General features: G+C 70.8%; 16 protein-coding genes and 1 tRNA gene. 12 read left to right on the forward strand and 5 right to left on the reverse strand.

Annotated elements, in window-relative coordinates:
- Positions 1–48 precede the first annotated feature (48 nt).
- The gene (locus ACFWP5_RS07615; RefSeq protein WP_384151792.1) at positions 49–2,559 is read right to left on the reverse strand and encodes a DEAD/DEAH box helicase; all 2,511 of its coding nucleotides are present in this window, start codon (positions 2,557–2,559) and stop codon (positions 49–51) included.
- 80 nt (positions 2,560–2,639) lie between these two features.
- Between ACFWP5_RS07615 and bldG the strand changes: the two genes are divergently transcribed.
- The 12 genes from bldG to ACFWP5_RS07675 all read left to right on the forward strand — a co-directional run bounded on the left by bldG (position 2,640) and on the right by ACFWP5_RS07675 (position 22,924).
- Complete coding sequence (gene bldG / locus ACFWP5_RS07620; protein ID WP_003975386.1) at positions 2,640–2,981, forward strand: anti-sigma factor antagonist BldG; 342 nt, start codon at positions 2,640–2,642, stop codon at positions 2,979–2,981.
- A 118-nt stretch (positions 2,982–3,099) separates the two neighbouring features.
- Entirely contained in the window at positions 3,100–3,537 is a 438-nt protein-coding gene (locus ACFWP5_RS07625; RefSeq protein WP_033286332.1) for an ATP-binding protein, read from the forward strand.
- 299 nt (positions 3,538–3,836) lie between these two features.
- Complete coding sequence (locus ACFWP5_RS07630) at positions 3,837–6,242, forward strand: sodium-translocating pyrophosphatase (RefSeq protein WP_384151795.1); 2,406 nt, start codon at positions 3,837–3,839, stop codon at positions 6,240–6,242.
- 217 nt (positions 6,243–6,459) lie between these two features.
- A complete protein-coding gene (locus ACFWP5_RS07635; protein WP_384151798.1) occupies positions 6,460–7,056 on the forward strand; it encodes a small secreted protein in 597 nt (198 codons plus the stop codon).
- Between the two features lie 152 nt (positions 7,057–7,208).
- Positions 7,209–8,729, forward strand: coding sequence for a methyltransferase (locus tag ACFWP5_RS07640; RefSeq protein WP_384151801.1), 1,521 nt, complete (start codon positions 7,209–7,211; stop codon positions 8,727–8,729).
- A 203-nt stretch (positions 8,730–8,932) separates the two neighbouring features.
- Complete coding sequence (locus ACFWP5_RS07645; RefSeq protein WP_384151804.1) at positions 8,933–12,604, forward strand: protein kinase; 3,672 nt, start codon at positions 8,933–8,935, stop codon at positions 12,602–12,604.
- Between the two features lie 94 nt (positions 12,605–12,698).
- Positions 12,699–12,896: a hypothetical protein gene (locus ACFWP5_RS07650; RefSeq protein WP_366435692.1), complete on the forward strand. Its 198-nt coding sequence runs from the start codon at positions 12,699–12,701 to the stop codon at positions 12,894–12,896.
- A gap of 353 nt (positions 12,897–13,249) precedes the next feature.
- On the forward strand, positions 13,250–16,069 hold the full coding sequence (gene topA / locus ACFWP5_RS07655) for a type I DNA topoisomerase (RefSeq protein WP_384151807.1): 2,820 nt from the start codon (positions 13,250–13,252) through the stop codon (positions 16,067–16,069).
- Between the two features lie 207 nt (positions 16,070–16,276).
- A complete protein-coding gene (tmk, locus tag ACFWP5_RS07660) occupies positions 16,277–19,564 on the forward strand; it encodes a dTMP kinase (protein WP_384151810.1) in 3,288 nt (1,095 codons plus the stop codon).
- A 138-nt stretch (positions 19,565–19,702) separates the two neighbouring features.
- Positions 19,703–20,908, forward strand: a complete 1,206-nt coding sequence (locus ACFWP5_RS07665; RefSeq protein ID WP_384151813.1) for a DNA polymerase III subunit delta' — start codon at positions 19,703–19,705, stop codon at positions 20,906–20,908.
- 174 nt (positions 20,909–21,082) lie between these two features.
- A complete protein-coding gene (locus ACFWP5_RS07670) occupies positions 21,083–22,744 on the forward strand; it encodes an alpha/beta hydrolase (RefSeq protein ID WP_384151816.1) in 1,662 nt (553 codons plus the stop codon).
- A gap of 106 nt (positions 22,745–22,850) precedes the next feature.
- Positions 22,851–22,924 (forward strand) — tRNA-Thr (locus ACFWP5_RS07675).
- A 465-nt stretch (positions 22,925–23,389) separates the two neighbouring features.
- Here the strand turns inward: ACFWP5_RS07675 and ACFWP5_RS07680 are convergent.
- From ACFWP5_RS07680 to ACFWP5_RS07695, 4 genes are all read right to left on the reverse strand, one after another.
- A complete protein-coding gene (locus ACFWP5_RS07680) occupies positions 23,390–23,617 on the reverse strand; it encodes a LexA family protein (RefSeq protein WP_384151818.1) in 228 nt (75 codons plus the stop codon).
- Positions 23,614–23,742 (reverse strand): hypothetical protein, encoded by a 129-nt coding sequence (locus ACFWP5_RS07685; RefSeq protein WP_384151821.1) that lies wholly within the window; start codon positions 23,740–23,742, stop codon positions 23,614–23,616. Before ACFWP5_RS07685 ends, ACFWP5_RS07680 begins: the two co-directional genes overlap by 4 nt.
- A gap of 298 nt (positions 23,743–24,040) precedes the next feature.
- On the reverse strand, positions 24,041–24,880 hold the full coding sequence (locus ACFWP5_RS07690; protein WP_384151824.1) for an RNA polymerase sigma factor SigF: 840 nt from the start codon (positions 24,878–24,880) through the stop codon (positions 24,041–24,043).
- Positions 24,881–25,306: 426 nt separating this feature from the next.
- Positions 25,307–25,660 (reverse strand): PRC-barrel domain-containing protein, encoded by a 354-nt coding sequence (locus ACFWP5_RS07695; protein WP_384151827.1) that lies wholly within the window; start codon positions 25,658–25,660, stop codon positions 25,307–25,309.
- Positions 25,661–25,728 lie beyond the last annotated feature (68 nt).

Below are 25,728 nucleotides of genomic sequence, written 5' to 3' on the forward strand. Positions count from 1 at the left end.
GCCGCAGCCGCACCCTGAGCCGCAGCCCGCCGATGCCGCGACCGCCCGTTAAACCCCGCCCACCTTCTCCTCCGATACCTCTCGCGCACCCCCCGACACCTCTCGCACAACCTCCGGCGCCTCCCGCAAAAGCTCCGTCAGCAGCCGCACAGCCCCTCGTTTGTGCAACGGATCGTTGCCGTTGCCGCACTTGGGGGACTGGATGCAGGACGGGCAGCCGGCGTCGCATTCGCAGGAGGCGATGGCCTGGAGGGTGGCGGTGAGCCAGGCGCGGGCGGTGTGGAAGGCGCGCTCGGCGAAGCCCGCGCCGCCGGGATGGCCGTCGTAGACGAAGACCGTGGGGAGCAGTGTGTCCGGATGCAGGGGTACGGACACGCCGCCGATGTCCCAGCGGTCGCAGGTGGCGAAGAGGGGGAGCATGCCGATCGAGGCGTGCTCGGCGGCGTGCAGGGCGCCGCCGAGGATCTCCGGGTTGATGCGGGCCGCGTCCAACTGGTCCTCCGTGACCGTCCACCACACGGCGCGGGTGCGGAGCGTACGAGGAGGGAGGTCGAGTTTCGACTCGCCCAGGACTTCACCGGTGATGACACGTCTGCGGAGGAAGGAGACGACCTGGTTGGTGACTTCGACGGAGCCGTAGCACAACCGGCCCTGGCCCCACGGGATTTCGATGTCCGTCTCCAGGACGGAGATCGCCGTGGTGTCGCGGGCGACCGTCGAATAGGGCGGACTCGCCTCCTCGACCAGGGCCACCGAGTCCTCCAGGTCCAGGGAACGCACCAGGTACGTGCGGCCCTGGTGGAGGTGGACCGCGCCCTCGTGGACGGTGGCGTGGGAGGCGGCCTCGTCGACCGTGCCCAGGAGGCGGCCCGTGCCGTTCTCGACGATCTGGACCGGGTTTCCGCCCCCGCCGCGGATGTCGGTGAGGTCGGCGGCCCGTTCCCGGCGCGTCCAGTGCCAGGCCTTCGCCCGGCGGCGGAGCAGCTTCGCGGCCTCCAGCTGCGGCAGCAGGTCCGCCGTCGCCGGGCCGAACAGGTCCAAGTCGTCGTCAGTGAGCGGTAGTTCGGCTGCCGCCGCGCACAGGTGCGGGGCCAGGACGTACGGGTTGTCCGGGTCCAGGACCGTGGACTCCACCGGCTGGTCGAACAGGGCCTCCGGGTGGTGGACGAGGAACGTGTCCAGGGGGTCGTCGCGGGCGACCAGGATGGCCAGCGCCCCTCGCCCGGACCGTCCGGCGCGGCCCGCCTGCTGCCACAGGGAGGCGCGGGTGCCCGGGTAGCCGGCGATCAGTACGGCGTCCAACCCCGAGACGTCGATGCCGAGTTCGAGGGCGGTGGTGGCGGCGAGGCCGAGCAACTCGCCGGAGTGGAGGGCGCGTTCGAGGGCGCGGCGTTCCTCGGGGAGGTAGCCGCCGCGGTAGGCGGCGACCCGCCGGGACAGCGAGCGGTCGACCTCGGCGAGGCGTTCCTGGGCGATCAGCGCGATCAGCTCGGCGCCGCGCCGGGACCGTACGAAGGCCACCGAGCGCACGCCCTGCACGGCGAGGTCGGTCAGCAGGTCGGCCGTCTCGGCGGTGGCCGTACGGCGGACCGGGGCGCCCTTCTCGCCGTGCAGCTCGGTGAGCGGGGGCTCCCAGAGGGCGAACACCAGTTCACCGCGGGGTGAGGCGTCGTCGGCGACCTCGACCACCGGCAGGCCGGTGAGGCGGCGGGCCGCGACCGAGGGCTCGGCGGCGGTGGCGGAGGCCAGCAGGAAGACGGGGGAGGAGCCGTAGCGGGCGCAGAGGCGGCGCAGCCGGCGCAGTACCTGGGCGACGTGGGAGCCGAACACGCCCCGGTAGGTGTGGCACTCGTCGATGACGACGTACTTCAGGGACTTCAGGAAGGAGGACCAGCGCGGGTGCGAGGGCAATATGCCCCGGTGGAGCATGTCGGGGTTGGTCAGGACGTAGTTGGCGTACTGGCGGACCCACTCGCGCTCTTCGAACGGAGTGTCGCCGTCGTACACGGCCGGGCGAACGGCATTGCCCAGAGGTTGTGAAAGTTCCTTCACGGAGCGGAGCTGGTCGGCTGCCAGGGCTTTTGTGGGCGCCAGGTACAGCGCGGTGGTGCCGCGGCCGTTCGGCGCCTCGGAGCCGTCCAGGAGCGCCGAGAGGACCGGTACCAGATAAGCCAGCGACTTGCCCGAGGCGGTGCCTGTGGCAACGATCACTGACTCGCCGTCCAGGGCGTGCTCGGCGGCCTGTGCCTGGTGGGCCCAGGGGTGTTCGATACCGGCTTCCTGGACGGTGGCGATCACCTCGGCGCGAATCCGGTCAGGCCAGACGGCATGGCGGCCCTCGCGCGGGGGCAAGTGCTCCGTATGAGTGATGCGCGAAGCCCGGCTCGGTCCCGACGCCAGCCGGTCCAGAACCGTGCTCGGCGAGAGGCCGGACACGGGGTCCGCCGAGGGGCGATCGGTTCGCTGATTCTTGGCCATCGGCACCGAGTGTGTCACTGGCGTGACGGACAATGGAGCCAAGGCGTCGTGCACGCCCTGCGGTAAGTGATTGAATGCCATCGCGGCTGGCGAACCGTCCTGGGGGCTCTGCCGAGGTGTCCCATGGGATGACCGCTCGATAGCAAGGTGCTGGAGGATCCGTGGACCTGTCCCTGTCGACCCGTACCGTCGGCGATCGTACGGTCGTCGAGGTCGGTGGCGAAATCGACGTATATACCGCGCCCAAGTTGCGCGAACAGCTGGTCGAGCTGGTGAACGACGGGAGTTTCCACCTCGTCGTGGACATGGAGGGAGTCGACTTCCTCGACTCCACCGGGCTCGGTGTGCTGGTCGGCGGCTTGAAGCGGGTGCGTGCCCACGAGGGCTCGCTGCGCCTGGTCTGCAACCAGGAGCGCATTCTGAAGATCTTCCGTATCACCGGCCTCACCAAGGTGTTCCCGATTCACACCTCGGTCGAGGAAGCGGTGGCGGCCACCGACTGACCGACCGTTCCGGGAGCGGTGTGTGACCGCTCCCCGATCGGCCGTATAGACGACCGGTGGACCGGGCTTTCGGCGGCCCGGCCCTCCGACAGCACGCCCGTAGTCCCGAGGGGGATGCATGGCCACCGTTGAACTCCGCTTCAGCGCGCTGCCCGAGCACGTCAGGACCGCCCGACTGGTGGCGGCAGCGGTGGCGCGCAGGGCCGGAGTGGACGAGGCCGTACTCGACGAGGTCAGACTCGCCGTCGGCGAGGCCTGCACCCGTGCCGTCGGGCTGCACCAGAGCAGCGGAATCACCGCCCCGGTGAAGGTGCTGCTGATCGAGGAGGAGAAGCAGTTCTCCATCGAGGTCGGCGACGAGGCACCACGTTCGGCTCCCGGCGACAAGGCGCCCGGGTCCCTGGGCGACGATCCGGACGCGGAGACCGAGGAGGACGAGATGGGTCTCGCTGTCATCAGCGGGCTCGTCGACGACGTCGAGGTCACCGCGGGGGAGCACGGCGGATCGATCCGTATGACCTGGCCGACGACCCCGCCGGCCACGACGCTTTCCTGAGAACCGCCGTACATCACAGCCGAAGGGCCCTGCTGAGCAGGGCCCTTCGGCATTTCCGGGAGAGCGCCGCGACCGTGCGTCTCCGGTGCGAAAGAATTCGTGAATCAATTCACGATCAATGCAGATCGGCGTCCCGATCATTGCTTCGATCGCTGCCCCGATAATTTGATCAAGCGTCAATGCTTTTAAGGCATTACTATGCGAAGGCCAATTCCGTTTGCCGCGCACTGTTTTGATCAGGTCCGGGTACCTACAATCCGTCCACATCTTGAGCTCAGCACAGGCGTCAAGGAGGACGAATGGCGGGGCTTTCTACCCCTCAGCAGTTTGATCACCCCACAACCTTCGCAGCAGCAGTTCTGACCGACGACAACCGCATCCTCGTGATGGTGATCGGCGTCGTGGCACTGGCGGCACTCGTGGTCGCGGGCGTCCTGGTCCGCGAGGTACTCGCGGCCGGCGAGGGCACCGACAGCATGAAGAAGATCGCGACGGCGATCCAGGAGGGCGCCAACGCCTATCTGGGACGGCAGTTGCGCACGGTCGGCGTATTCGCCGTGATCGTTTTCTTCCTGCTTCTGCTGCTCCCCGCGGACGACTGGAATCAGCGCGCTGGACGATCGATCTTCTTCCTGATCGGTGCGGTGTTCTCGGCGACCACCGGCTATATCGGCATGTGGCTCGCCGTACGCAGCAATGTCCGTGTCGCCGCGGCGGCCCGGGAAGCGACCCCGGCGGAGGGTGAGCCGGAAAAGGATCTCACCGCCGTCTCGCACACAGCAATGAAGATCGCTTTCCGCACAGGCGGCGTCGTCGGCATGTTCACGGTGGGGCTCGGCCTGCTGGGCGCCTCGTGTGTGGTGCTGGTGTACGCGGCCGACGCGCCCAAGGTGCTGGAGGGATTCGGCCTCGGAGCCGCCCTCATCGCCATGTTCATGAGGGTCGGCGGCGGCATCTTCACCAAGGCCGCCGACGTCGGCGCCGACCTGGTCGGCAAGGTCGAGAAGGGCATTCCGGAGGACGACCCGCGCAATGCCGCGACCATCGCCGACAACGTGGGCGACAACGTCGGCGACTGCGCGGGCATGGCGGCCGACCTCTTCGAGTCGTACGCCGTGACGCTGGTCGCCGCGCTGATCCTCGGCAAGGCGGCCTTCGGCGACTCCGGGCTCGCCTTCCCGCTGCTCGTGCCGGCGATCGGTGTGATCACCGCCATGATCGGCATCTTCGCGGTGGCGCCACGCCGGACCGACCGCAGCGGCATGTCCGCGATCAACCGGGGGTTCTTCATCTCCGCGGCGATCTCGCTCGTGCTGGTGGCGGTCGCGGTCTTCGTCTATCTGCCGTCGTCGTACGCCGGCCTCGACGGCGTCACCGACGCGGCGATCAAGGGCAAGGACGGCGACCCGCGGATCCTCGCGCTCGTCGCCGTGGCCATCGGCATCGTGCTCGCCGCCCTGATCCAGCAGCTGACCGGCTACTTCACGGAGACGAACCGCCGTCCCGTGATGGACATCGGCAAGACCTCGCTCACCGGCCCGGCCACCGTCATCCTCGCCGGTATCTCCCTCGGCCTCGAATCGGCCGTCTACACCGCCCTGTTGATCGGTCTCGCGGTCTACGGGGCGTTCCTGCTCGGCGGTGCGTCGATCATGCTGGCGCTGTTCGCGGTGGCACTGGCCGGTACCGGTCTGCTCACCACGGTCGGTGTGATCGTCGCCATGGACACCTTCGGGCCGGTCTCCGACAACGCGCAGGGCATCGCCGAGATGTCCGGCGACGTCGAGGGCGCGGGCGCGCAGGTGCTCACCAACCTGGACGCGGTGGGCAACACCACCAAGGCCATCACGAAGGGCATCGCCATCGCCACCGCCGTCCTGGCGGCGTCGGCGCTCTTCGGGTCGTACCGGGACGCGATCCTCACCGCCGCCAACGACGTCGGCGAGAAGGTCTCAGGACCCGGCGCACCACTCAACCTGATGATGGACATCTCCCAGCCCAACAACCTGGTGGGTCTCATCGTCGGCGCCGCGGTCGTCTTCCTCTTCTCGGGGCTGGCGATCAACGCGGTCTCCCGGTCCGCCGGGGCCGTGGTCTACGAGGTGCGGCGGCAGTTCCGCGAACACCCCGGGATCATGGACTACACCGAGACACCGGAGTACGGCCGCGTCGTCGACATCTGTACCAAGGACGCGCTGCGGGAGCTGGCCACGCCCGGTCTGCTCGCCGTGCTCACCCCGATCGCGGTCGGGTTCACGCTCGGCGTCGGCGCGCTCGGCTCGTTCCTGGCGGGCGCGATCGGCACCGGCACGCTGATGGCGGTCTTCCTCGCGAACTCGGGCGGCGCCTGGGACAACGCGAAGAAACTCGTCGAGGACGGCAACCACGGCGGCAAGGGCAGCGAGGCCCACGCCGCCACGGTGATCGGCGACACGGTCGGCGACCCGTTCAAGGACACCGCGGGACCGGCCATCAACCCGCTGCTGAAGGTGATGAACCTCGTCGCGCTGCTCATCGCGCCCGCGGTCATCAAGTTCAGCTACGGCGACGACAAGAACATCGGGGTGCGGATCACGATCTCGGTGCTCGCGTTCCTCGTCATCGCCGTCTCGGTGTACATCTCCAAGCGGCGCGGGATCGCCGTAGGAGACGAGGACGACGCCGAGCGGCCGGCCAAGTCGGCGGATCCGGCGGTCGTTTCGTAGGCGGTCCTACGGGGCTCGGGCCGGAGGTCCTACGAGGCTCGGCTCAACGGGCGGGCGGCTGGCGCGAGTTGTGGGCGCCGCCCGCCCGTTCTGTCGTGTTCAGACCTTCGTCGTGAGCCTTCTCTCGCTTGGTGCAAATGGCTTCAAAAGGTCGCCTATCGGACCTTAGGCCCGGAGGCGTGGTCCGTCCGCCGTGTATGTTCCGGGGCCGAGAGCCATGGAAGGGACCAACCCGGTGAACAAGAAGCTCGCGGCCGCACTGTCCGGCGGTGCGGTACTGGTACTGGCGCTGTCGGGATGCGGCGGCAGCGGCGACGACAGCGCCGCCAAGCTGGACGCCTGGGCCAAGCAGGTCTGCGTCGCGGTGCAGCCGCAGGCGAAGAAGATCGAGGCCGCCAACACGGCGATCCAGAAGGAGACCTCGGACAACAGCACCCCGGAAGAGGTGCAGAAGACCGACTCGCAGGCCTTCCAGGACATGTCCGACGCCTACAAGGCGATCGGGGCCGCCGTGAACACCGCCGGGGCACCGGACGTCGACAACGGCGCGAAGAAGCAGCAGGACGCCGTCAAGGAGCTCAACGGCATCTCCACGTCGTACGCCGCCCTGAAGAAGCAGGTGGACGTGCTGAACACCAAGGACCAGGCGAAGTTCGCGGACGGCCTCAAGGGCATCGCGACCTCGCTCGACAAGCTCAGCACGAGCGGCAACGACGCCCTGAAGACCCTCGAAGAGGGCGATGTCGGCAAGGCGATGACCAAGCAGGAGGCCTGCAAGACGGCGACTCCGGTGGCCTCGTCGTCGGCGGCCTGACCCCGGCCGGGGAACGGCGTCCCCTGTAGGCAGCGATCTTTCAGCACCTGAAAGATGCCCCGGTACGCGTGCGTGCCGGGGCCTTCGCATGCCGACCGGCCTTGTCGGTCCGTGCCACGCGCGGTGTCGGTCCGAGCGGCCACAATGGGGGTGTGAGTAACTCCACCCTGCCCAACCTGCCCGCATCCGACCGTCCGGAGGTCGCCGCCCGGCTCCGGGACGCCCTGCTCGGCGCCGCCTTCACCGCCGACGGACTGCTCGAACTGCTCGGCGCCCCCGCGTACGCGGCGCTGGCCCGCAGCGAGACCGTGCCGGCCCTCCGGGCGACGAGAGGCGACACCCCGCTGGAGACGCTGGTCCGGCTGTTCCTGCTCCAACAGCCCGTGCCGCACGCACGCGTGGCGGACGTGCTGCCCGTCGCCGCGTGCGTGGAGAGCGGGTGGCTGGTGTCCGTGGGCACCCACGAGGTCGCCGCGACCGTGGACGTACGGCCCTACGGCGGGCCCGACGGCGAGGACTGGTTCATCGTGTCCGACCTGGGGTGCGCGGTCGGCGGGGCCGGCGGGATCGGCAGCCGGGACGAAGGCGTCGTCCTCGGGGTGGGCGGCGCGTCCACCACGCTCGCGGGCATCACCGTACGGACGCCGGTCTCCGCCGCGCTCGACCTCGGCACCGGTTCCGGCATCCAGGCGCTGCACGCGGCCCGGCACGCCACGCGCGTGACGGCCACCGACCTCAACCCGCGCGCCCTGCACATCACCGCGCTCACCCTCGCGCTGTCCGGCGCACCGGCCGCGGACCTCCGCGAGGGCTCGCTCTTCGAGCCGGTCCGGGACGACGAGACGTACGAACTCATCGTGTCCAACCCGCCGTTCGTGATCTCACCGGGCGCCCGGCTGACCTACCGCGACGGCGGGATGGGCGGGGACGATCTGTGCCGGTCGCTCGTTCAGGAGGCGGGGGATCGGCTGCGCGAGGGCGGATTCGCGCAGTTCCTCGCCAACTGGCAGCACGTGGAGGGGGAGGACTGGCAGGACCGGCTGCGCTCGTGGGTGCCGCGCGGGTGCGACGCCTGGATCGTGCAGCGCGAGGTCCAGGACGTCACGCAGTACGCCGAGTTGTGGCTCAGGGACGCCGGCGACCACCAGGGCGACACGGCCGCGTACGAGGCGCTCTACGACGCGTGGCTCGACGAGTTCGAGGCGCGCAAGGTCAGGGCCGTGGGCTTCGGCTGGATCACGCTGCGCAGGACGGGGTCCGACGCGCCCTCGATCACCGTCGAGGAGTGGCCGCACCCGGTCGAGCAGCCGCTCGGCGACACCGTGCGGGAGCACTTCGACCGCGTCGACTATCTGCGCGCCCACGACGACGCGGCCCTGCTCGCCGCCCACTTCAGGCTCGCCCCCGAGATCATCCAGGAACAGGTCGGGCTGCCCGGCGCCGAGGACCCCGAGCACGTCGTGCTGCGCCAGCATCGCGGCATGCGCCGGGCGACCAAGGTCGACACGGTCGGCGCGGGCTTCGCCGGCGTCTGCGACGGCACGCTGAGCGCGGGCCGCATCCTCGACGCCATCGCCCAACTCGTGGGCGAGGACCCGGTCCTGCTCCGCGACCGCACGCCGGCGCAGATCCGGCTGCTGGTGGAGCAGGGGTTCCTGGAGCCGGTCGGGTGACCGTCCCCGCCGCGCGTCACGCCTCGGGCGGCGGCCGTCACGCCTGAGGTCTGCCCGTACCACTGAGCCGCATGTGTCCCTGTCCGGCGTGATTGTTCGGATGGGTACGGAAAAGCCCTCTTGTCAGTGGCGGGTGCGAGGCTACCTTCGGAGACAGGTTCCACGCGTCCTCGGGGGAGGCGCGCCGTCTCGGGGGAGGCGTGATGGCCGGGGATACGCAGGACCAGGACGAGGGCAGGGTCGTCAACGGGCGCTACCGGCTGCTGCGCATGCTCGGCGCGGGCGGCACGGGGCGCGTATGGCTCGCGTACGACGAGGAGTTGGCCTGCGAGGTCGCCGTCAAGGAGATCTCGCTGCCGGACGTCCGGGACATCCGGGATGACCGGGACGACCGGGACGTTTCGGGGGATGCGGGGGATGCGGGCGAGCGCGCGATGGGGGTCCCCCCGATCGCGCGAAGCCGAGAGTGGGGGAGCGTCGCGCGGGCCCGCAGTGAGGCCCGGCACGCGGCCCGCCTGCGCGGCCATCCGCATGTGGCGACCGTGCACGACGTGGTGATCCACGAGGGACTGCCCTGGATCGTCATGGAGTACGTCCCGGACGGCGTCGACCTTCAGGCGGTCCTACGGCGTTCGGGCCCGCTGCCGCCCGCCCGGGTGGCCCGCATCGGGCTCGCCGTCCTCGACGCGCTCACCGCCGGACACCGCATCGGCATCCTGCACCGGGATGTGAAACCGGCCAACATCCTTCTGGCGCCGGATGCTTCGGGCGATCCGTACGCGCGCGTGCTGCTCACCGACTACGGCATCGCCCTCCAGCCCGAGTCGCACGAACCCCGCCTCACCGCCACCGCCGGCATCCCCGGCACGCCCGGCTACCTCGCCCCGGAACGCGCCCGCGGCGAGCCGCCCACCCCGGCCGCGGACCTGTTCTCCCTCGGCGCCACGCTGTACGCCGCGGTCGAGGGCCGCGGCCCCTTCGACCGCCACGGCGACTTCGCGACGCTCACGGCTCTGCTGGGGGAGGAGCCGACGCCGGCCGCCCGCGCGGGTGAACTGGCGCCGGTACTCCAGGGGTTGTTGGTCAAGGACCCGGTGCTGAGGTTGACACCGGAAGTAGTGGCGCGGGGGTTGGAGCGGGTGGTGCGGACGGGGGGTGCGGCGGCGGGGGGTTTGTCGGCGGCGGGTGGGTTCGGCCGGGGGGCGGATGGGGGTGGATTCGGTCGGGTGCCGGACGGGGACGGGCCTGGCCGGGGGCTGGACGAGGACGGCTTCGGTCGGGTGCCGGACGGGTTCGGGCCGCCTCCGGAGGGCTTCGCGCCGGCACCGGGCGGTCTTGGCCCGGCACCGGATGGTTTTGGACGGATGCCGGAAGGGTTTGGGCTGCCGCCGGATGGTTTTGGCCCGGCACCGGATGGTTTTGGACGGATGCCGGAAGGGTTTGGGCCGCCGCCGGAGGGCTTTGGACTGGCATCGGACGGCCTTGGCCCGGCACCCGACGGTTTCGGACCAGCGCCGGACGGTTCCGGCCTGGCATCGGACGGTTTCGGCTCGGCACAGGGTGGCCGGCCCTCGGCTGATCCGCCGCCAGGGCCTGTCGCTGACGGTGCGTCCGGCCATATCGGGGGCGGTCCGTCTGGCTATGCCGGGGGCGGTGCGTCCGGTCAGATCAGGGGTGGTGCGTCCGGTCAGGTCGGGGGTGGTCAGTCTGGCTATGCGGGGAGTGGGCCCGGCGATGTCGCGAGCGGTCCGTCTGGCTATGCCGGGGGCGGCTTGCCCGGTCAGATCAGGGGTGGTGCGTCCGGTCAGGTCGGGAGTGGTCAGCCTGGCTATGCGGGGAGTGGGCCCGGCGATGTCGCGAGCGGTCCGCCTGGCTATGCCGGGGGCGGTGCGTCCGGTCAGATCAGGAGTGGTGCGTCCGGTCAGGTCGGGAGCGGTCCGCCGGGCCACATCGGGGGCGGTTCGTCCGCTCAGGACGGGAGCAGCCCGCCGGGCTCCGTGGAGAGTGGTCCGTTCGGCGATGCCGAGAGCGGTCCGCCCGGCTACATCGGGAGTGGTCAGCCCGGCCATGTCGCGGGTGGGCCACGGGGGCAAGCTCCGGGCGGGTCTGGGGGCCAACTCCCGGGCGGGCCGCCCGGATACGTCATGGGCGGTCCCTACGTAGGCGGCCCCTACGCCCCGCAGACCCCGGGAGGGCCCGGGGCCACCCACCAGGGTCCGGCGCCGCACGGTGACCGGCCTGCGGACGCCCTCGGGGACTCCACGCCCGAAGGTCGGCCCACCCCGGACAGCCCGCGGACTCCGGGGACGCCGGAGGCCTTGGGGACGCCGGAGACTTCGGGCGCCTCGCACGCCGCCGGTGCCTCGCACGCCCCGGGCACTCCGTACATCCCCAGCATTTCACGCAGCCCGGGCACGCCTCATATCCAGGGCACTCCGCACCCGCCGGGCGCCCCGCTCGTCCCCGGCGCCCCGCACAGCCCGGACACTCCGTACACCCCCGGCACCCCACACACCCCCGGCACCCCTCACAGCCAGGGCACTCCGCACGCGCCGGGCGCCCCGCTCGTCCCCGGGACCTCGCACGCGCCAGGTGCCCCGTACACCCCCGGCGCCCCGAATACCCCGGGCGCCCCACCAATTCCAGGCGCCCTGCAGGTTCCTGGCACCCGGCACCCCCCCGGCACCCCACAAATTCCCGGTGCGCCGCCAACCCCCAACACCCCGCCGCCCCCCGCCTCGCCATACGCCCCCCAAGGGCAGGCCAGTTCGCCCGACGGTGGGTCGTACGGGCAATGGAATCCGTATGCGAGCAGCCCCACGATGTCCTATGAGGGGTCCGATCAGGGGGCCCAGGGCGTCTATCCGGGGTCCCGGCCGGAGGCCTATCAGGGCGGTGCGATCACGCCGCCGTACGCGGGCGGGCCGGGGCCGACGTATCCCGGTGGACCGGGGGCTGTTGGTGGTGGGCCGTCGCATGGGCGTCGGCGGGGGAGGCCGGTCGGGGCGGTTGTTGCCCTCGTTGTGGCCGTTCTGTTGGTGGTCGGCGGTGGGGTGTGGGCCGTGACCTCGCAGAACGACGGCAAGGGCACGGCGGCGACCAAGAAGGCGTCCCCGTCCGCGGAGTCGGCGTCGTCGTCGGCCGGGGCCGTGTATCCGTACGGCGAGAAAGTCGGGCTCAAGAAGGCGCTGCGAACCGGGGATTGTGTGCACGCGGTGTGGACCGGGACGGCTTTCGCGTCGCGGCCCGATCTGAGGGTCGTGAGCTGTGCGCACGACGATCCGGACGGGCAGGTGATGGCGGTCGACGCGGCGAGGGACTTCGCCGACGCGCGGGACCACGGGGCCGAGCGGTGCGCGGGCAGGGTGAAGGGGGCGGCCGGGTCCCTGGCCGACGCGGGTGTCTATGCGCTGACGCCGACCGAGGCGGGCTTTGGGGCGGCCGGGGGCGGTACGGCGTGTCTCGTGCTCGGGCGGCATGTGCCGATCGGCGGTGAGATCGGGCGCTTCCGGAGCACCGGGTCGAACGTGTGGACCACCGAGATGAGCATCGGCGACTGCTGGCTGTACGTCGACCACAAGACGTACTTCACCGCGACCTTGACCGACTGTGCCGATCAGCACACCGACCAGGTGATCGGTTTCGTGACGGCCCCGAGGACGATGGCGTTCCAGGAGGCGCTGCGGCAGGGGAACAAGCTCTGCGGCAGCAAGTTCGAGTCGACTTGGGCGCCCGGTGCCGACCGTTCCGTCTTCGGGTATCTGTCCGACGAGAACAACTGGAAGGCCGGTTTCAACTCGGTCGTGTGCACCGTGGGGGAGGCCGACCGGTCCCGGACGACCGGGGCGATATCGTCCTTGGGGACGACCGCCTGAGCGCTGTCCGCCGCGCGTTCACCCGGGGTTGGCCTGCCCGTCGCCTCCGGGTGCCAGCCTCCCGGACCGGGGTATCGGTCGGGAGGGGACACGCATGGAGAGCGGGCCTGCGATCTTCGCGGGGTTGGTGTTCGCCCTGTTCGGAAGCGCGCTGCTGCTGTGGACCGTGGTCAGGGTCCGGCACCGCGAACCTGTTGCCCAGGGTGTGAACCCGGTCGCATCGGCGACCCTCGCGAGCCTCGCCGCGGTCGCCGCCCTGCTGCTCGGAACCTGGTGCTTCCTGCACGTCTGAGCAGCGCGCCGGAGCCGCGGCGCGGACAATCGGCGGACAGCCAGGAGATCACCCTCCGGATGGCTCCGAAAAGGCCGGTGGGGACTCCGGGCGGCAGGAATGGCGGTAGTCGGGTTACCGTTCGAGTGGCCGTTGCGGGCTTTCCCCGTTTGACACGGGGGCGGGATGTACCGTCACACTCCGCAGCGTCACCATGACCCGACCCCGGGACCGAGCGACCCCGGGGAGATGCAGGCACGTCCCCGCGCCATCCGGCACGCACTCTCGCCGAACGACGCGGAAACGCACCTGCTCCTCCCCGAAGCCGCTTGCCCCAGGGGAGGCCCCAGCGTCGACCGGAGAGAAGAGCGAAGTTGTCCCCGACCAGCGAGACCGCACACGGCGGCCGCCGACTCGTCATCGTCGAGTCCCCTGCCAAGGCGAAGACGATCAAGGGCTACCTCGGCCCCGGATATGTCGTCGAGGCGAGCGTCGGGCACATCCGCGACCTTCCCAACGGCGCCGCGGAGGTGCCCGAGAAGTACACCGGCGAGGTCCGCCGCCTCGGCGTGGACGTCGAACACGACTTCGAGCCGATCTATGTGGTCAACGCCGACAAGCGGGCCCAGGTCAAGAAGCTCAAAGATCTGCTCAAGGACTCCGACGAGCTCTTCCTCGCCACCGATGAGGACCGCGAGGGCGAGGCCATCGCGTGGCACCTGCTTGAGGTTCTCAAGCCCAAGGTCCCGGTCAAGCGCATGGTGTTCCACGAGATCACCAAGGACGCGATCCGCGCCGCCGTCGCCAACCCGCGCGACCTCAACCAGCCCCTGGTCGACGCCCAGGAGACCCGCCGTATCCTCGACCGCCTCTACGGCTACGAGGTCTCGCCGGTCCTCTGGAAGAAGGTCATGCCGCGCCTGTCGGCCGGCCGTGTCCAGTCCGTCGCCACCCGGCTCGTGGTGGAGCGGGAGCGCGAGCGCATCGCGTTCCGTTCCGCCGAGTACTGGGACCTGACCGGCACCTTCGGGACCGGCCGGGCAGGTGACGCGAGCGACCCGTCGACCCTCGTCGCCCGCCTCCAGGCCGTCGACGGCAAGCGCGTCGCCCAGGGCCGCGACTTCGACTCCGTGGGCCAGATCAAGGGCGCGAACACCCTCCACCTCGACGAGGCCAACGCCCGCGCGCTGGCCGTCGCCCTGGAGGACACGCGGTTCGCCGTCCGGTCCGTCGAGTCGAAGCCGTATCGACGTTCGCCGTACGCCCCGTTCCGTACGACGACGCTCCAGCAGGAGGCCAGCCGCAAGCTCGGCTTCGGCGCGAAGGCCACGATGCAGGTCGCGCAGAAGCTGTACGAGAACGGCTACATCACCTACATGCGTACGGACTCCACGACCCTGAGCGAGACGGCGATCACCGCCGCCCGCGCCCAGGTGACGCAGCTGTACGGCGCCGACTACCTCCCGGCCCAGCCGCGCGTGTACGCCGGGAAGGTCAAGAACGCCCAGGAGGCGCACGAGGCGATCCGCCCCTCGGGTGATCGTTTCCGCACGCCCGCCGAAACCGGCCTGACCGGCGACCAGTTCAGGCTCTACGAGCTGATCTGGAAGCGGACCGTCGCCTCCCAGATGAAGGACGCGGTCGGCAACTCCGTCACCGTGAAGATCGCGGGCACCTCGTCCGACGGCCGGGACGTCGAGTTCAGCGCCTCCGGCAAGACGATCACCTTCCACGGCTTTTTGAAGGCCTACGTAGAGGGCGCCGACGACCCGAACGCCGAGCTGGACGACCGCGAGCGCCGGCTGCCCCAGGTCGCCGAGGGCGACGCGCTCAGCGCCGAGGAGATCACGGTCGACGGGCACGCCACCAAGCCCCCGGCCCGCTACACCGAGGCCAGCCTCGTCAAGGAGCTCGAAGAGCGCGAGATCGGCCGCCCGTCGACGTACGCGTCGATCATCGGCACGATCCTCGACCGCGGCTACGTCTTCAAGAAGGGCACGGCCCTGGTGCCGTCCTTCCTGTCCTTCGCCGTGGTCAACCTCCTGGAGAAGCACTTCGGGCGGCTCGTCGACTACAGCTTCACCGCCAAGATGGAGGACGACCTCGACCGCATCGCCAGCGGCGAGGCGCAGGCCGTGCCGTGGCTGCGGCGCTTCTACTTCGGCGAGGGCGACGCGCGGGGCGCGGCCGAGGCCGGCAACGGCGACGGCGACCACCTGGGCGGACTCAAGGAACTCGTCACCGACCTGGGCGCGATCGACGCCCGCGAGGTGTCGTCCTTCCCGGTCGGCAACGACATCATGCTGCGCGTCGGCCGCTACGGCCCCTACGTCGAGCGCGGCGAGAAGGACTCCGAGAACCACCAGCGCGCCGACGTACAGGAGGACCTGGCCCCCGACGAGCTGACGGTCGAGCTCGCGGAGGAGCTGCTCGCCAAGCCGAGCGGCGACTTCGAGCTGGGCGCCGACCCCGAGTCGGGCAACCAGATCATCGCCCGCGACGGCCGCTACGGCCCGTACGTCACCGAGGTGCTCCCCGAGGGCACCCCGAAGACCGGCAAGAACGCCGTCAAGCCGCGTACGGCCTCGCTGTTCAAGTCGATGACCCTCGACACGGTGACGCTGGCCGACGCCCTCAAGCTGATGTCGCTGCCGCGCGTCGTCGGCAAGGACGCCGAGGGCGTCGAGATCACCGCGCAGAACGGGCGCTACGGGCCGTACCTGAAGAAGGGCACGGACTCACGCTCGCTGCAGACCGAGGACCAGCTCTTCACGATCACGCTCGAAGAGGCGCTGGAGATCTACTCCCAGCCCAAGCAGCGCGGCCGGGCCGCCGGCAAGCCGCCGCTGAAGGAACTGGGCGTGGACCCGGTCAGCGAGAAGCCCGTCGTCGTCAAGGACGGCCGCTTCGGGCCGTACGTCACCGACGGCGAGACCAACGCGACCCTGCGCTCCGACGACAGCGTCGAGGAGATCAGCCCGGAGCGCGGCTACGAGCTGCTCGCCGAGAAGCGGGCCAAGTCGCCCGCCAAGAAGACGGCGAAGAAGGCCCCTGCGAAGAAGGCGGCGGCAAAGAAGGCGCCCGCCAAGAAGACGACGACGGCCAAGAAGACCGTCGCGAAGAAGACGACCACGTCCGCGAAGAAGACGACGGCGAAGAAGACGGCCACCTCCAAGGTGACGTCCGAGGACTGAGCCGCCCACCGGTCGTCGGCTTCGGCTTCGGTTTGGGCTCGTTGGCTCCGGCTCGTCGGCTTCGGACCGTCGGCTTCGGTTTCGCGTCCTCCACTTCGGTCACTTCGGCTTCGCGAAACGCACGCCCCGGCATCACTTTGGTGTCGGGGCGTGCGCAGGTCCGGGCGTGCGCGGCTTGTTGTCGGTGGCTGCCGATAGGCTGAAAGCATGACGCCAGCCGAGCAGCCAACGGCCCACCAGCCGGCCCCCGACGACGCCCTTGTCGCGGACTCCCGCGAGCGTGCCGTCCGCGCCCTGCTGCGCCAACCGCAGCTCAAGCGGTTGTGGAGCGCGCAGTTCGTGACGGGTGTCGGTGACACCCTGGCCCTGCTGGTCCTGGTCGTGCTCGCCTTCCAGGCGGCGATCGCCCAGGGCTCCTTCGGCGGTGGCTATCGGGGTGTGGCGTTCGCGGTGGCGACCGTCTTCGGGGCGCGCATCCTGGCGACGCTGCTCTTCGGGGCGGTGCTGCTCGGCCCGCTCACTTCGCTCACCTCCCAGGAGGGGCCGCTCGACCGGCGCTGGACCATGGTCGGCGCGGACGGTCTGCGGGCCGCGCTGCTGATCGTCGCCCCGCTGTGGATCGACTGGACTCCGGACAACGCACTGGCCGTGCTCCTGGTGACCGCCTTCGTGACCGGAGTCGCCGAGCGCTTCTGGACGGTGTGCCGCGAGAGCGCGGGGCCCGCCCTGCTGCCGGCCCCGCCGCTGGAGGGCGCCACGGTCCGGCCGCTGCCCGACCACATGGACGCCCTGCGCCGGCTGGCGCTGCGCACGAGCTTCGTGTCGATCCCCCTCGCGGCCGCCGCACTCGTCGTAGCGGCCCTGCTCAACAACCTGCTGGGCACGGGCGTCGCCTGGTTCGCCCAGCACCAGGCCGCGCTCGGTTCGTACGTCGCGGCCGGACTGTTCGCCGCGTCCCTCTCCGTCCTGACCGCCCTGGAACTGCCCGGAACGCGCACCCCGCGCGCGCGGTCGCCGCTCGAAGGCCTGCGCCGCCCCAGGACGGGCACCGGCGTCGACAAGGGCCGTACGGGCGCGATCGCGCTGCTCGTGGTCGCCTGCGCGGCCGTCGCCGCGGCGATCTCCGCCGCCGTCGCCGTGTCCGTGCTCCAGGCCCAGGATCTGCACGGCGGCCCGGTGACCTTCGGGCTGCTGGTGCTCGGACTGACCGGCGGGGTCGTGGTCGGCATCCGTACGGCGCCCGCCCTGCTGCCGACGCTGTCGCGGCGCCGTCTGCTGACGCTGGCGATCGCCTTCACCGGCATCGCGCTGCTCGCCGCGGGCCTGGTCCCGGACGTCACCTCCGTGCTGCTGATCGTCGCGCTCGCCGGCATCGGCGCGGGCGTGACCGCGAACACCGGGCACACCCTGCTCGACCAGGAGGCCGAGGACTACCGGCGGGCCCGTACGGCCGAGCACCTGCACGCGGTCGTCAGGGTCGCGGTGGCGCTCGGCGCGCTGATCGCCCCCCTGGTGGCGGCGCTGATCGGCCCGCACCGCCTGGAGAACGGCAAGTTCGTGTTCGCGCACGGCGGTGCCGCGTTCACGCTGATGCTGGTCGGCGCCCTGCTGCTGCCGGTCGCCGCGCTGGTCCTTGCCAAGGTCGACGACCGCGCGGGAGTGCCGTTGCGGCACGATCTGCGCGACGCGCTGCTCGGCGGCGACGACCCCGACACGGTGCCCGCGACCACCGGTTTCTTCATCGCCCTGGAGGGCGGTGACGGCGCCGGGAAGTCCACCCAGGCCGAGGCCCTCGCCGAGTGGATAAGGGGCAAGGGACACGAGGTCGTGCTGACCCGCGAGCCCGGGGCGACACCGGTCGGCAAGCGGCTGCGGTCGATCCTGCTCGACGTGTCGTCGGCGGGACTGTCGCACCGCGCGGAGGCGCTGCTGTACGCCGCCGACCGCGCGGAGCACGTCGACACCGTCGTACGACCGGCTCTGGAGCGCGGCGCGGTCGTCGTCTCCGACCGCTACATCGACTCGTCCGTCGCCTACCAGGGCGCGGGCCGCGACCTGTCCCCGACCGAGATCGCCCGCATCAACCGGTGGGCGACCGACGGACTTGTCCCGCACATGACCGTCCTGCTGGACGTGGACCCGGAGACCGCCCGCGAGCGGTTCACGGAGGCGCCGGACCGACTGGAGTCGGAGCCCGCCGAGTTCCACGCGCGCGTACGGTCCGGTTTCCTGACCCTGGCCGCCGCCGACCCGAGCCGCTACCTGGTGGTCGACGCGGGCCAGGAGCCCGAGGCCGTCACCACGGTGATCCGGCACCGCCTCGACACGGTCCTGCCGCTCTCCGAGGCCGAGATCAAGGCCCAGGAGGAGGCGCGCAAAGCCGCCGAGGAGGAGGCCCGCCGCAAGGCCGAGGAAGAGGCCGCCCGCAAGGCCGAGGAGGAGCGCCTGGAGCGCGAGCGCCAGGAGCAGCTCGCCCAGCTGCGCGCCGAGGAGGAGGAGCGCAAGCGGCGCGAGCTGGAGGAGGCCCAGCGCCGCGAGGCGGAGCGCCAGGCCGAAGAGGCCCGGCAGCGCGCCGAGGACGCACGCAGGCGTGCCGAGGAGGAGAAGGCCCGCCTTCTCGCCGAGGAGGAGGCCCGCGCCGCCGAGGAGGCCCGCCGCAGGGCGGAGGCCGACCGGCTGCGCAAGCAGGCCGAGGACGAGGCCCGGCTGCGCGCAGAGGCCGAGGAGCGCCGCCGGGAGAAGCAGCGCAAGGCCGAGGCGGCCCTGCTCGCGGCCGAGGAGGCCCGCCGCCTGGCGGCGGAGGCGGCGGCCGCGGCGGAACTGGCGGCTCGACAGCCGACGGCCCCTGCGGCTCCGGCTGCCCCGGAGGCCAGGCCTGAGGCGTCGACTGTGCCGACGCCGGTGGTGAAGCCGGGTGCGGATCCGGGTGCCGGTGCGCGTGGGCGGTCGGCGGAGGATACGGCTGTGCTGCGACCGGTGAGCTCCGGTTCCGGGGACGAGACGGCTGTGCTGCGGCCGGTGTCCGGGGATTCCGAGGCGTCCGATTCCGAGGTGCGTGACTCCGAGACGACGGCCGAACTGCCGCAACCGCCCGCTCCTGCGGGGGCCGCGGACGAGACGGCCGTGCTGCCGCCGGTGTCCGCTGCCGAGGAGACGGCCGTACTGCCGCCCGTACCGTCCGGTGCCGCGGACGAGACCGCTGTGCTGCCGCCTGTGCGTGGGCAGGGGCCGTCGGACCGGGTGCCCGCGGGTTTCTTCCGGGACGAGAGTCCGGCCGGCCAGGCCGACGGCGAGGACCGCACACGCGAGCTGCCCCAGGTCGACGAGCAGGGCACACCCCGGCGCCGGCCGCGCCCCGACTGGGCCGAGGAGACTCCCCTGGACGACCTGCCCTCGCTGGCCGACGAACTGCTCGGTCCGCGCGACGACGGCGACTTCGGGCATGACGACGACACCGGGCGTGGGCGGGGTCGTGGTCGAGGGCGTCGGGGCTGACGGCAGCGCGGGGGCGGTGACCCGCGCTTCGCACCCGCCCCCAACCAGCGCCCCGCACCACTCCCCGACCCCCGTTGTCAGTGGTGGCCCGCACAATGGATCGCGTAACCCGAAGCGTGACGAAAGGGCCGGTGACCCATGACCGTGTGGGATGACCTGGTGGGGCAGGAGAAGGTGAGCGAGCAGCTCGATGCCGCTGCCCGGGACGCCGACGCCTTTGTCACCGCGGCGACCACCGGTACGGCCCCGCCGGAGGCGTCGAAGATGACGCACGCCTGGCTGTTCACGGGGCCGCCCGGTGCGGGACGTAATCAGGCGGCGCGGGCCTTCGCCGCCGCGCTGCAGTGCGTGAGCCCCGACCGAGCGCTCGGCGGCAGCCCCGGCTGCGGTTTCTGCGACGGCTGTCATACGGCGTTGATCGGCACCCACGCGGACGTCACCACGGTCGCCGCGGTGGGCACGCAGATCCTCGCCGACGACATGCGGGACACGGTCCGCAAGTCCTTCACCTCGCCGGCGACCGGCCGTTGGCAGGTGATCCTCGTCGAGGACGCCGAGCGGTTGAACGAGAAGTCGGCCAACGCCGTCCTCAAGGCCGTCGAGGAGCCCGCCCCCCGCACGGTCTGGCTCCTCTGCGCCCCCTCGATCGAGGACGTCCTCCCCACGATCCGCTCCCGCTGCCGCCACCTGAACCTGAGCACGCCCTCGGTCGACGCCGTCGCCGACCTGCTCGTACGGCGGGAGGGCGTCGAGCCGGCCGTGGCGGCGGCCGCCGCGCGTGCCACGCAGGGCCATGTCGACCGGGCCCGTCGGCTGGCCACGGACCCGGCCGCGCGCGAACGCCGGGCCGCCGTACTGAAGCTGCCGTTGCGCGTCGAGGACGTCGGCGGGTGTCTCAAGGCCGCTCAGGAGTTGGTGGATGCCGCGGCCGAGGACGCGAAGCAGTTGGCCGAGGAGGTGGACGACAAGGAGACCGAGGAGATGAAGGCGGCGATGGGCGGGGGCCAGGGCAGCCGGATGCCGCGGGGCACGGCCGGGGTGATGAAGGACCTGGAGGACAAGCAGAAGCGCCGGAGAACGCGTACGCAGCGCGACAGTCTCGACCTCGCGCTGACGGACCTCACCGCGTTCTACCGGGATGTCCTCGCGCTCCAGTTCGGGTCCCGGGTGGCGATCGCCAACGCGGATGCCGAGGACGCGCTGGAGCGGCTCGCGCGTGCCGGTTCCCCGGAGTCCACGCTGCGCCGTATCGAGGCGATCGGCGCGTGCCGCGTGGCGCTCGACCGGAATGTGGCGCCGCTGCTCGCGGTGGAGGCGATGGCCTTGGCGCTGAGAGCGGGTTGAACGGGCTGAGTGGGCCGAGTGGGTTGGGCGGGTCGAGCGGGCGGCTGTGTGGGCGGCGCGTTGATGCGCCGGAGGGTGACTGATTCATCGGGCGTGAGGTTGACGGCGTAACTCGTCCGGGGTGGATCGCGCACGTACGGCATTCAAGTGATCGCGCAGCGTTACGCTCGCTGGATGCACATCAGGCGCCCCCTTCGCCGGCCCAGCCGGAGCAGTCAGCCGAGTCAGCCCAGCGAGGTCGAGGCCCGTCGAAGTCGCCGGAGCAGGAGCCAGCGCAGCCGTAGTCGTAGGGCCGGTGGCACGCTGCTCGCCGCCGCCGCGCTGTTCGTGTCCGCGTGCTCCTCGGGGAGTTCGACGACGGCGACGAGTCCGGCCGCGGACGTGGCGCTGGCCGCGCTGCCGCAGTCGACGCCGTCCACCCTGGCGCCGTACTACGGGCAGAAGCTCAGTTGGCACACCTGCGGTGTCCCCGGTTTCGAGTGCGCCACGATGAAGGCGCCGCTGGACTACGCCAAGCCCACCGCGGGGGACATCCGGCTCGCGGTCGCCCGCAAGAAGGCCACCGGCAAGGGCAAACCGCTCGGTTCGCTGATGGTGAACCCGGGCGGCCCGGGGGGTTCGGCGGTCGGCTATCTCCAGCAGTACGCCGGGATCGGCTACCCGGCCGAGGTCCGCGCCCGCTACGACATGGTCGCGATGGACCCCCGCGGCGTGGCCCGCAGCGAGCCCGTCGAGTGCCTCGGCGGGCGGGCCATGGACACGTTCACGCAGACCGACACCACCCCCGACGACCAGCGCGAGACCACCGAACTCGTAGGCGAGTACAAGAAGTTCGCGGAAGGCTGCGGCGCACACTCGCCAGACGTCCTGCGCCACGTCTCCACGGTCGAGGCGGCGCGGGACATGGACATGCTGCGAGCGGTGCTGGGGGACCAGAAACTGACGTACGTCGGGGCGTCGTACGGGACGTTCCTCGGGGCGACGTACGCGGGACTGTTCCCGGACCGGGTCGGCCGCGTGGTCCTCGACGGCGCGATGGACCCGTCCCTCCCCGCGCGCCGGATGAACCTTGACCAGACGGCGGGCTTCGAGACGGCGTTCCAGTCCTTCGCGAAGGACTGTGTACGGCAGACCGACTGCCCGCTCGGCGGCAAGAGCACGACACCCGCCAAGGTCGGGACGAACCTCAAGGCCTTCTTCAAGAAGCTCGACGCGCACCCCGTCCCCACCGGCGACGCCGACGGCCGCAAGCTCGGCGAGGCGCTCGCCACCACCGGCGTGATCGCGGCGATGTACGACGAGGCGGCCTGGCCGCAGCTGCGCGAGGCGCTCACGTCGGCGATGAAGGAGAACGACGGCGCGGGGCTGCTCGTCCTCTCCGACAGTTACTACGAGCGTGACGCCGACGGCCGCTACTCGAACCTGATGTTCGCCAACGCCGCCGTGAACTGCCTCGATCTTCCGGCCGCGTTCTCGTCTGCCGACCAGGTCGAACAGGCGCTCCCCGCCTTCGGGAAGGCGTCCCCGGTCTTCGGCGACGGCCTCGCCTGGGCCTCCCTGAACTGCGCGTACTGGCCGGTCAGGGCCACGGGCGAACCCCACCGCATCGAGGCGAAGGGCGCCGCCCCGATCGTGGTCGTCGGCACGACCCGCGACCCGGCGACGCCGTACCGCTGGGCCCAGTCCCTCGCCCATCAACTCTCCTCGGGCCGCCTGCTCACATACGTCGGCGACGGCCACACCGCGTACGGGCGGGGCAGCAGGTGCATCGACTCCGCGATCGATGCGTATCTGCTGCGGGGGACGGCGCCGGGGGTGGGGAAGCGGTGCTCGTAGCTCCGCGCGGCTGCGTGCCGGGGTGCTTCCGGGGGGTGTACGGAGCACCCCCGGAAACTGTGTAGACTTTCCGACGTTGCTGATCGCACCATGGTGTGGACAGCGCGCCGCCTTAGCTCAGATGGCCAGAGCAACGCACTCGTAATGCGTAGGTCTCGGGTTCGAATCCCGAAGGCGGCTCTGCCGAAGCCTCAGGACTCACTCGCCGTGACCTGGGGCTTTTGCTTTTGTGTGACCTTGCTTCTGGGCGGTGCGTCGGCTGAGAGGCCCGGCGGTGTGGCCTCTGGTGGCCGACCGGTGGCCAAACGTGCAGTCGGCGTGCAGTGGCGGTGTCCAAGAGTGCGCTGGGTGTGTGTGGGTTGGCGCACCGGCGTTGTTGTATCCCTACAAGGCGTTGCCCTGCGGCGTCACTTGTGAGGACCTCGGTCAGGTCGAGTGGTCTTCCAGAGTCAGTTTCTGGTTGATCGCGCGGGCAGCCGCGGCTTGGGCTTCACCTTGCGCCGCGAGACTGCTGACAGCCGCTTCACCGTCTCCAGCACCCGCTTGCCGCCGGAGGCCGTCCCCAGTTCGCCGAGTACTCGCCGAGCAGGGGCAGGGGGTTGAGGAACATCGGAACGAAACCACCGCATCGCCGCCGCGTCCAGGTCAGCGCGCCAGGCGGCAAGTTCGCCAGCCGTGCCCGTCGCGGACCAGGGCTCCGAGCTCCCCTTCGAGGTTGCCGAGGTGGTAGGCGACCGACGAGGTGCTCTTCATCCCGACGGCGTCGGCGATCTCCCGTACCGACGGGCCCTCGCCGTGCTCGGCGATCCAGCGCCGTACGACCGCGAGGATCTGCTCCTCCCGCTCGGTTAGGTGTTCCGGGCGCCGGTTCACAGCCGGTCCCTGAGAGCGCGGGCCTGGCGGCGCAGCTCGACTCGCGCCGCCGGGGTCCGGCCCGGGGTGGAGAAGTACGGGTGCCACAACAGACGGGCGGACAGCACCTGTAGGCGGCGGCGCATGGGCGCAGGGTGGTGGGGGTCGCCGGGCGCGGTACGGCGAGCGCCGCGTACGTACGTGGCTAACAGGTCTCCTGTGTCGGGTCATCGTTCGAGGTAGGGGGCGATGGTGGCGGCGGCGGTCGCGGATCGCAGGTAGTTCTCGGCGTGGTGGAAGCCGAACAGGGGATTGATGACGGTGGTGTGGTCCAGGGTGATCCCGTCGAAGAACCTTAAAGATCAGGCTGAGCCGGAGGAACGGGGCCGCTTACCACCTCACAGGGGTGACGGTGAGCAGCGGGCGGGCTGCGGACCGGGGTGGTCAGTTGGTGGCGAGCATGCCTGCGCGGAGTTTGGCGAGGGTGCGGGAGATGAGGCGGGAGACGTGCATCTGGGAGACGCCGAGGTGTTCGCCGATCTGGGCCTGGGTGAGTTCGTCGACGAACCGCATGTGGATGATGCGCCGTTCGCGGTCGTCGAGTTCGGCGATCAGGGGGGCCAGGGCGTTGAAGTCCTCGACGAGTTCGAGGGCGTTGTCGTCGAGGCCGATGAAGTCGGCCAGTGCGGCTTCGCCCTCGTCACTGGAGTTGATGGCGGCGTCGAGGGAAGCCGAGTTGTAGCCGTTGGAGGCGAGACGTGCTTCGTTGACCTCTTCCTCGCTGAGGCACATCAGCTGGGAGAGTTCCTTGACGGTGGGCGTCCGGCCGAGCCGGCTGCGGAGCTCTTCGGTGGCTTTGGCGAGCTGGATGCGGGCTTCCTGAAGGCGGCGGGGGACGTGGACGGCCCAGGAGGTGTCGCGGAAGAAGCGCTTGATCTCGCCGACGATGTAGGGGACGGCGAAGGAGGTGAACTCGACTTCGCGGGTGAGTTCGAACCGGTCGATGGCCTTGATCAGCCCGATCGTGCCGACCTGGACGATGTCCTCCATCTCGTCCTGGCCGCGGCTGCGGAACCGCGAAGCCGCGTACCGGACGAGCGTGATGTTCATTTCGATGAGGGTGTTGCGCGCGTACTGGTACTCGTGCGTGCCCTCTTCGAGGATGGCGAGCTGGTCGAAGAAGAGCCTGGTCAGCTGGCGGGCGTCTTTGGGTGCGACCTGTGAGGGGTCCGCGATCTCCGGCAGCACCCCGGTCTGTGCCTCTGCCGTCTTCGTCACTGTCATGTCAGGCCCCTCCCGTGTGATCCAGACTCCGTGCCGCCGGTTTCTTGTCCGCCGACAACAATCGGCCTACCCGGGTTCCAAGGATGCATGCCAGGTGATTTCAGAGCGGGTCCGACGGCTGCCGTCGGACCGGGTCCTCCGATCCGCCTGTGTCGCGTCCCTGACGCTCTCTCGTGGACGTGGACTTCGGCGATGCCGTCGGTGCAGAGCCTCAGGGGTCCCGGCGGGCGGAGGCGGAGATACCAGGTGGCCAGGTGCGGGTCGGTGGTGATCCCCAGGAGTGATCCCTCGCTGTCGAGGGAAGCGCGTGGTGTGCCGCGCGTCGATGAGGAAAGGGAGAGCGGGGCCTTGCCGACGGTCCGGACGACCGAAGCGGGGCCGGCCGGACTATCTCCGGCCGGCCCCGCATCCGGGCTGATGCTGACGTCAGACGCATCGCTGGGTCTGGTAGTAGCTGGCGACCTGCTCGTGGTAGCCGGCGTCACCGACGTGCTTGTCCTTGTCGAACTCGGGGGACTCCCTGATCTGGTCCTTCGTGAGGCCGACGTAGATCTTGCGCTCGGCCTGGTCGACCGTCTTCACGGTTCCGGCGGGCAGCAGGACGTGCTTGCCGAAGATCCACACGCCGGTGTCGACGACGAGGTACGCGGAGGCGACGTCGTCCGAGTGCTTGTCGACCTTGCCGATGCTGCCGTCGGTGGCCTCGACCGTGTATCCGATCAGGTCGGTGCCCGCGGTGTGGCCGGTGGTCGGCTGGTAGCCCCAGATGTTGTCACTCATAAAGAACGGCTCCCTCATCGAGATTCTTTGTTGCTCCCGCAGTTGAACAGCGGAGTCGTGCAGGTGTC

Source organism: Streptomyces sp. NPDC058469 (assembly GCF_042721125.1).
Classification (GTDB): Bacteria; Actinomycetota; Actinomycetes; order Streptomycetales; family Streptomycetaceae; genus Streptomyces.

Excerpts from the sequence above, each read along its gene's own strand:
- ACFWP5_RS07615 (WP_384151792.1), bottom strand. The coding sequence starts at position 2,559 with ATGGCATTCAATCACTTACCGCAGGGCGTGCACGACGCCTTGGCTCCA.
- ACFWP5_RS07625 (WP_033286332.1), top strand. The coding sequence starts at position 3,100 with ATGGCCACCGTTGAACTCCGCTTCAGCGCGCTGCCCGAGCACGTCAGG.
- ACFWP5_RS07630 (WP_384151795.1), top strand. The coding sequence starts at position 3,837 with ATGGCGGGGCTTTCTACCCCTCAGCAGTTTGATCACCCCACAACCTTC.
- ACFWP5_RS07635 (WP_384151798.1), top strand. The coding sequence starts at position 6,460 with ATGGAAGGGACCAACCCGGTGAACAAGAAGCTCGCGGCCGCACTGTCC.
- ACFWP5_RS07645 (WP_384151804.1), top strand. The coding sequence starts at position 8,933 with ATGGCCGGGGATACGCAGGACCAGGACGAGGGCAGGGTCGTCAACGGG.
- ACFWP5_RS07650 (WP_366435692.1), top strand. The coding sequence starts at position 12,699 with ATGGAGAGCGGGCCTGCGATCTTCGCGGGGTTGGTGTTCGCCCTGTTC.
- tmk (WP_384151810.1), top strand. The coding sequence starts at position 16,277 with ATGACGCCAGCCGAGCAGCCAACGGCCCACCAGCCGGCCCCCGACGAC.
- ACFWP5_RS07665 (WP_384151813.1), top strand. The coding sequence starts at position 19,703 with ATGACCGTGTGGGATGACCTGGTGGGGCAGGAGAAGGTGAGCGAGCAG.
- ACFWP5_RS07670 (WP_384151816.1), top strand. The coding sequence starts at position 21,083 with ATGCACATCAGGCGCCCCCTTCGCCGGCCCAGCCGGAGCAGTCAGCCG.
- ACFWP5_RS07685 (WP_384151821.1), bottom strand. The coding sequence starts at position 23,742 with ATGCGCCGCCGCCTACAGGTGCTGTCCGCCCGTCTGTTGTGGCACCCG.
- ACFWP5_RS07690 (WP_384151824.1), bottom strand. The coding sequence starts at position 24,880 with ATGACAGTGACGAAGACGGCAGAGGCACAGACCGGGGTGCTGCCGGAG.
- ACFWP5_RS07695 (WP_384151827.1), bottom strand. The coding sequence starts at position 25,660 with ATGAGTGACAACATCTGGGGCTACCAGCCGACCACCGGCCACACCGCG.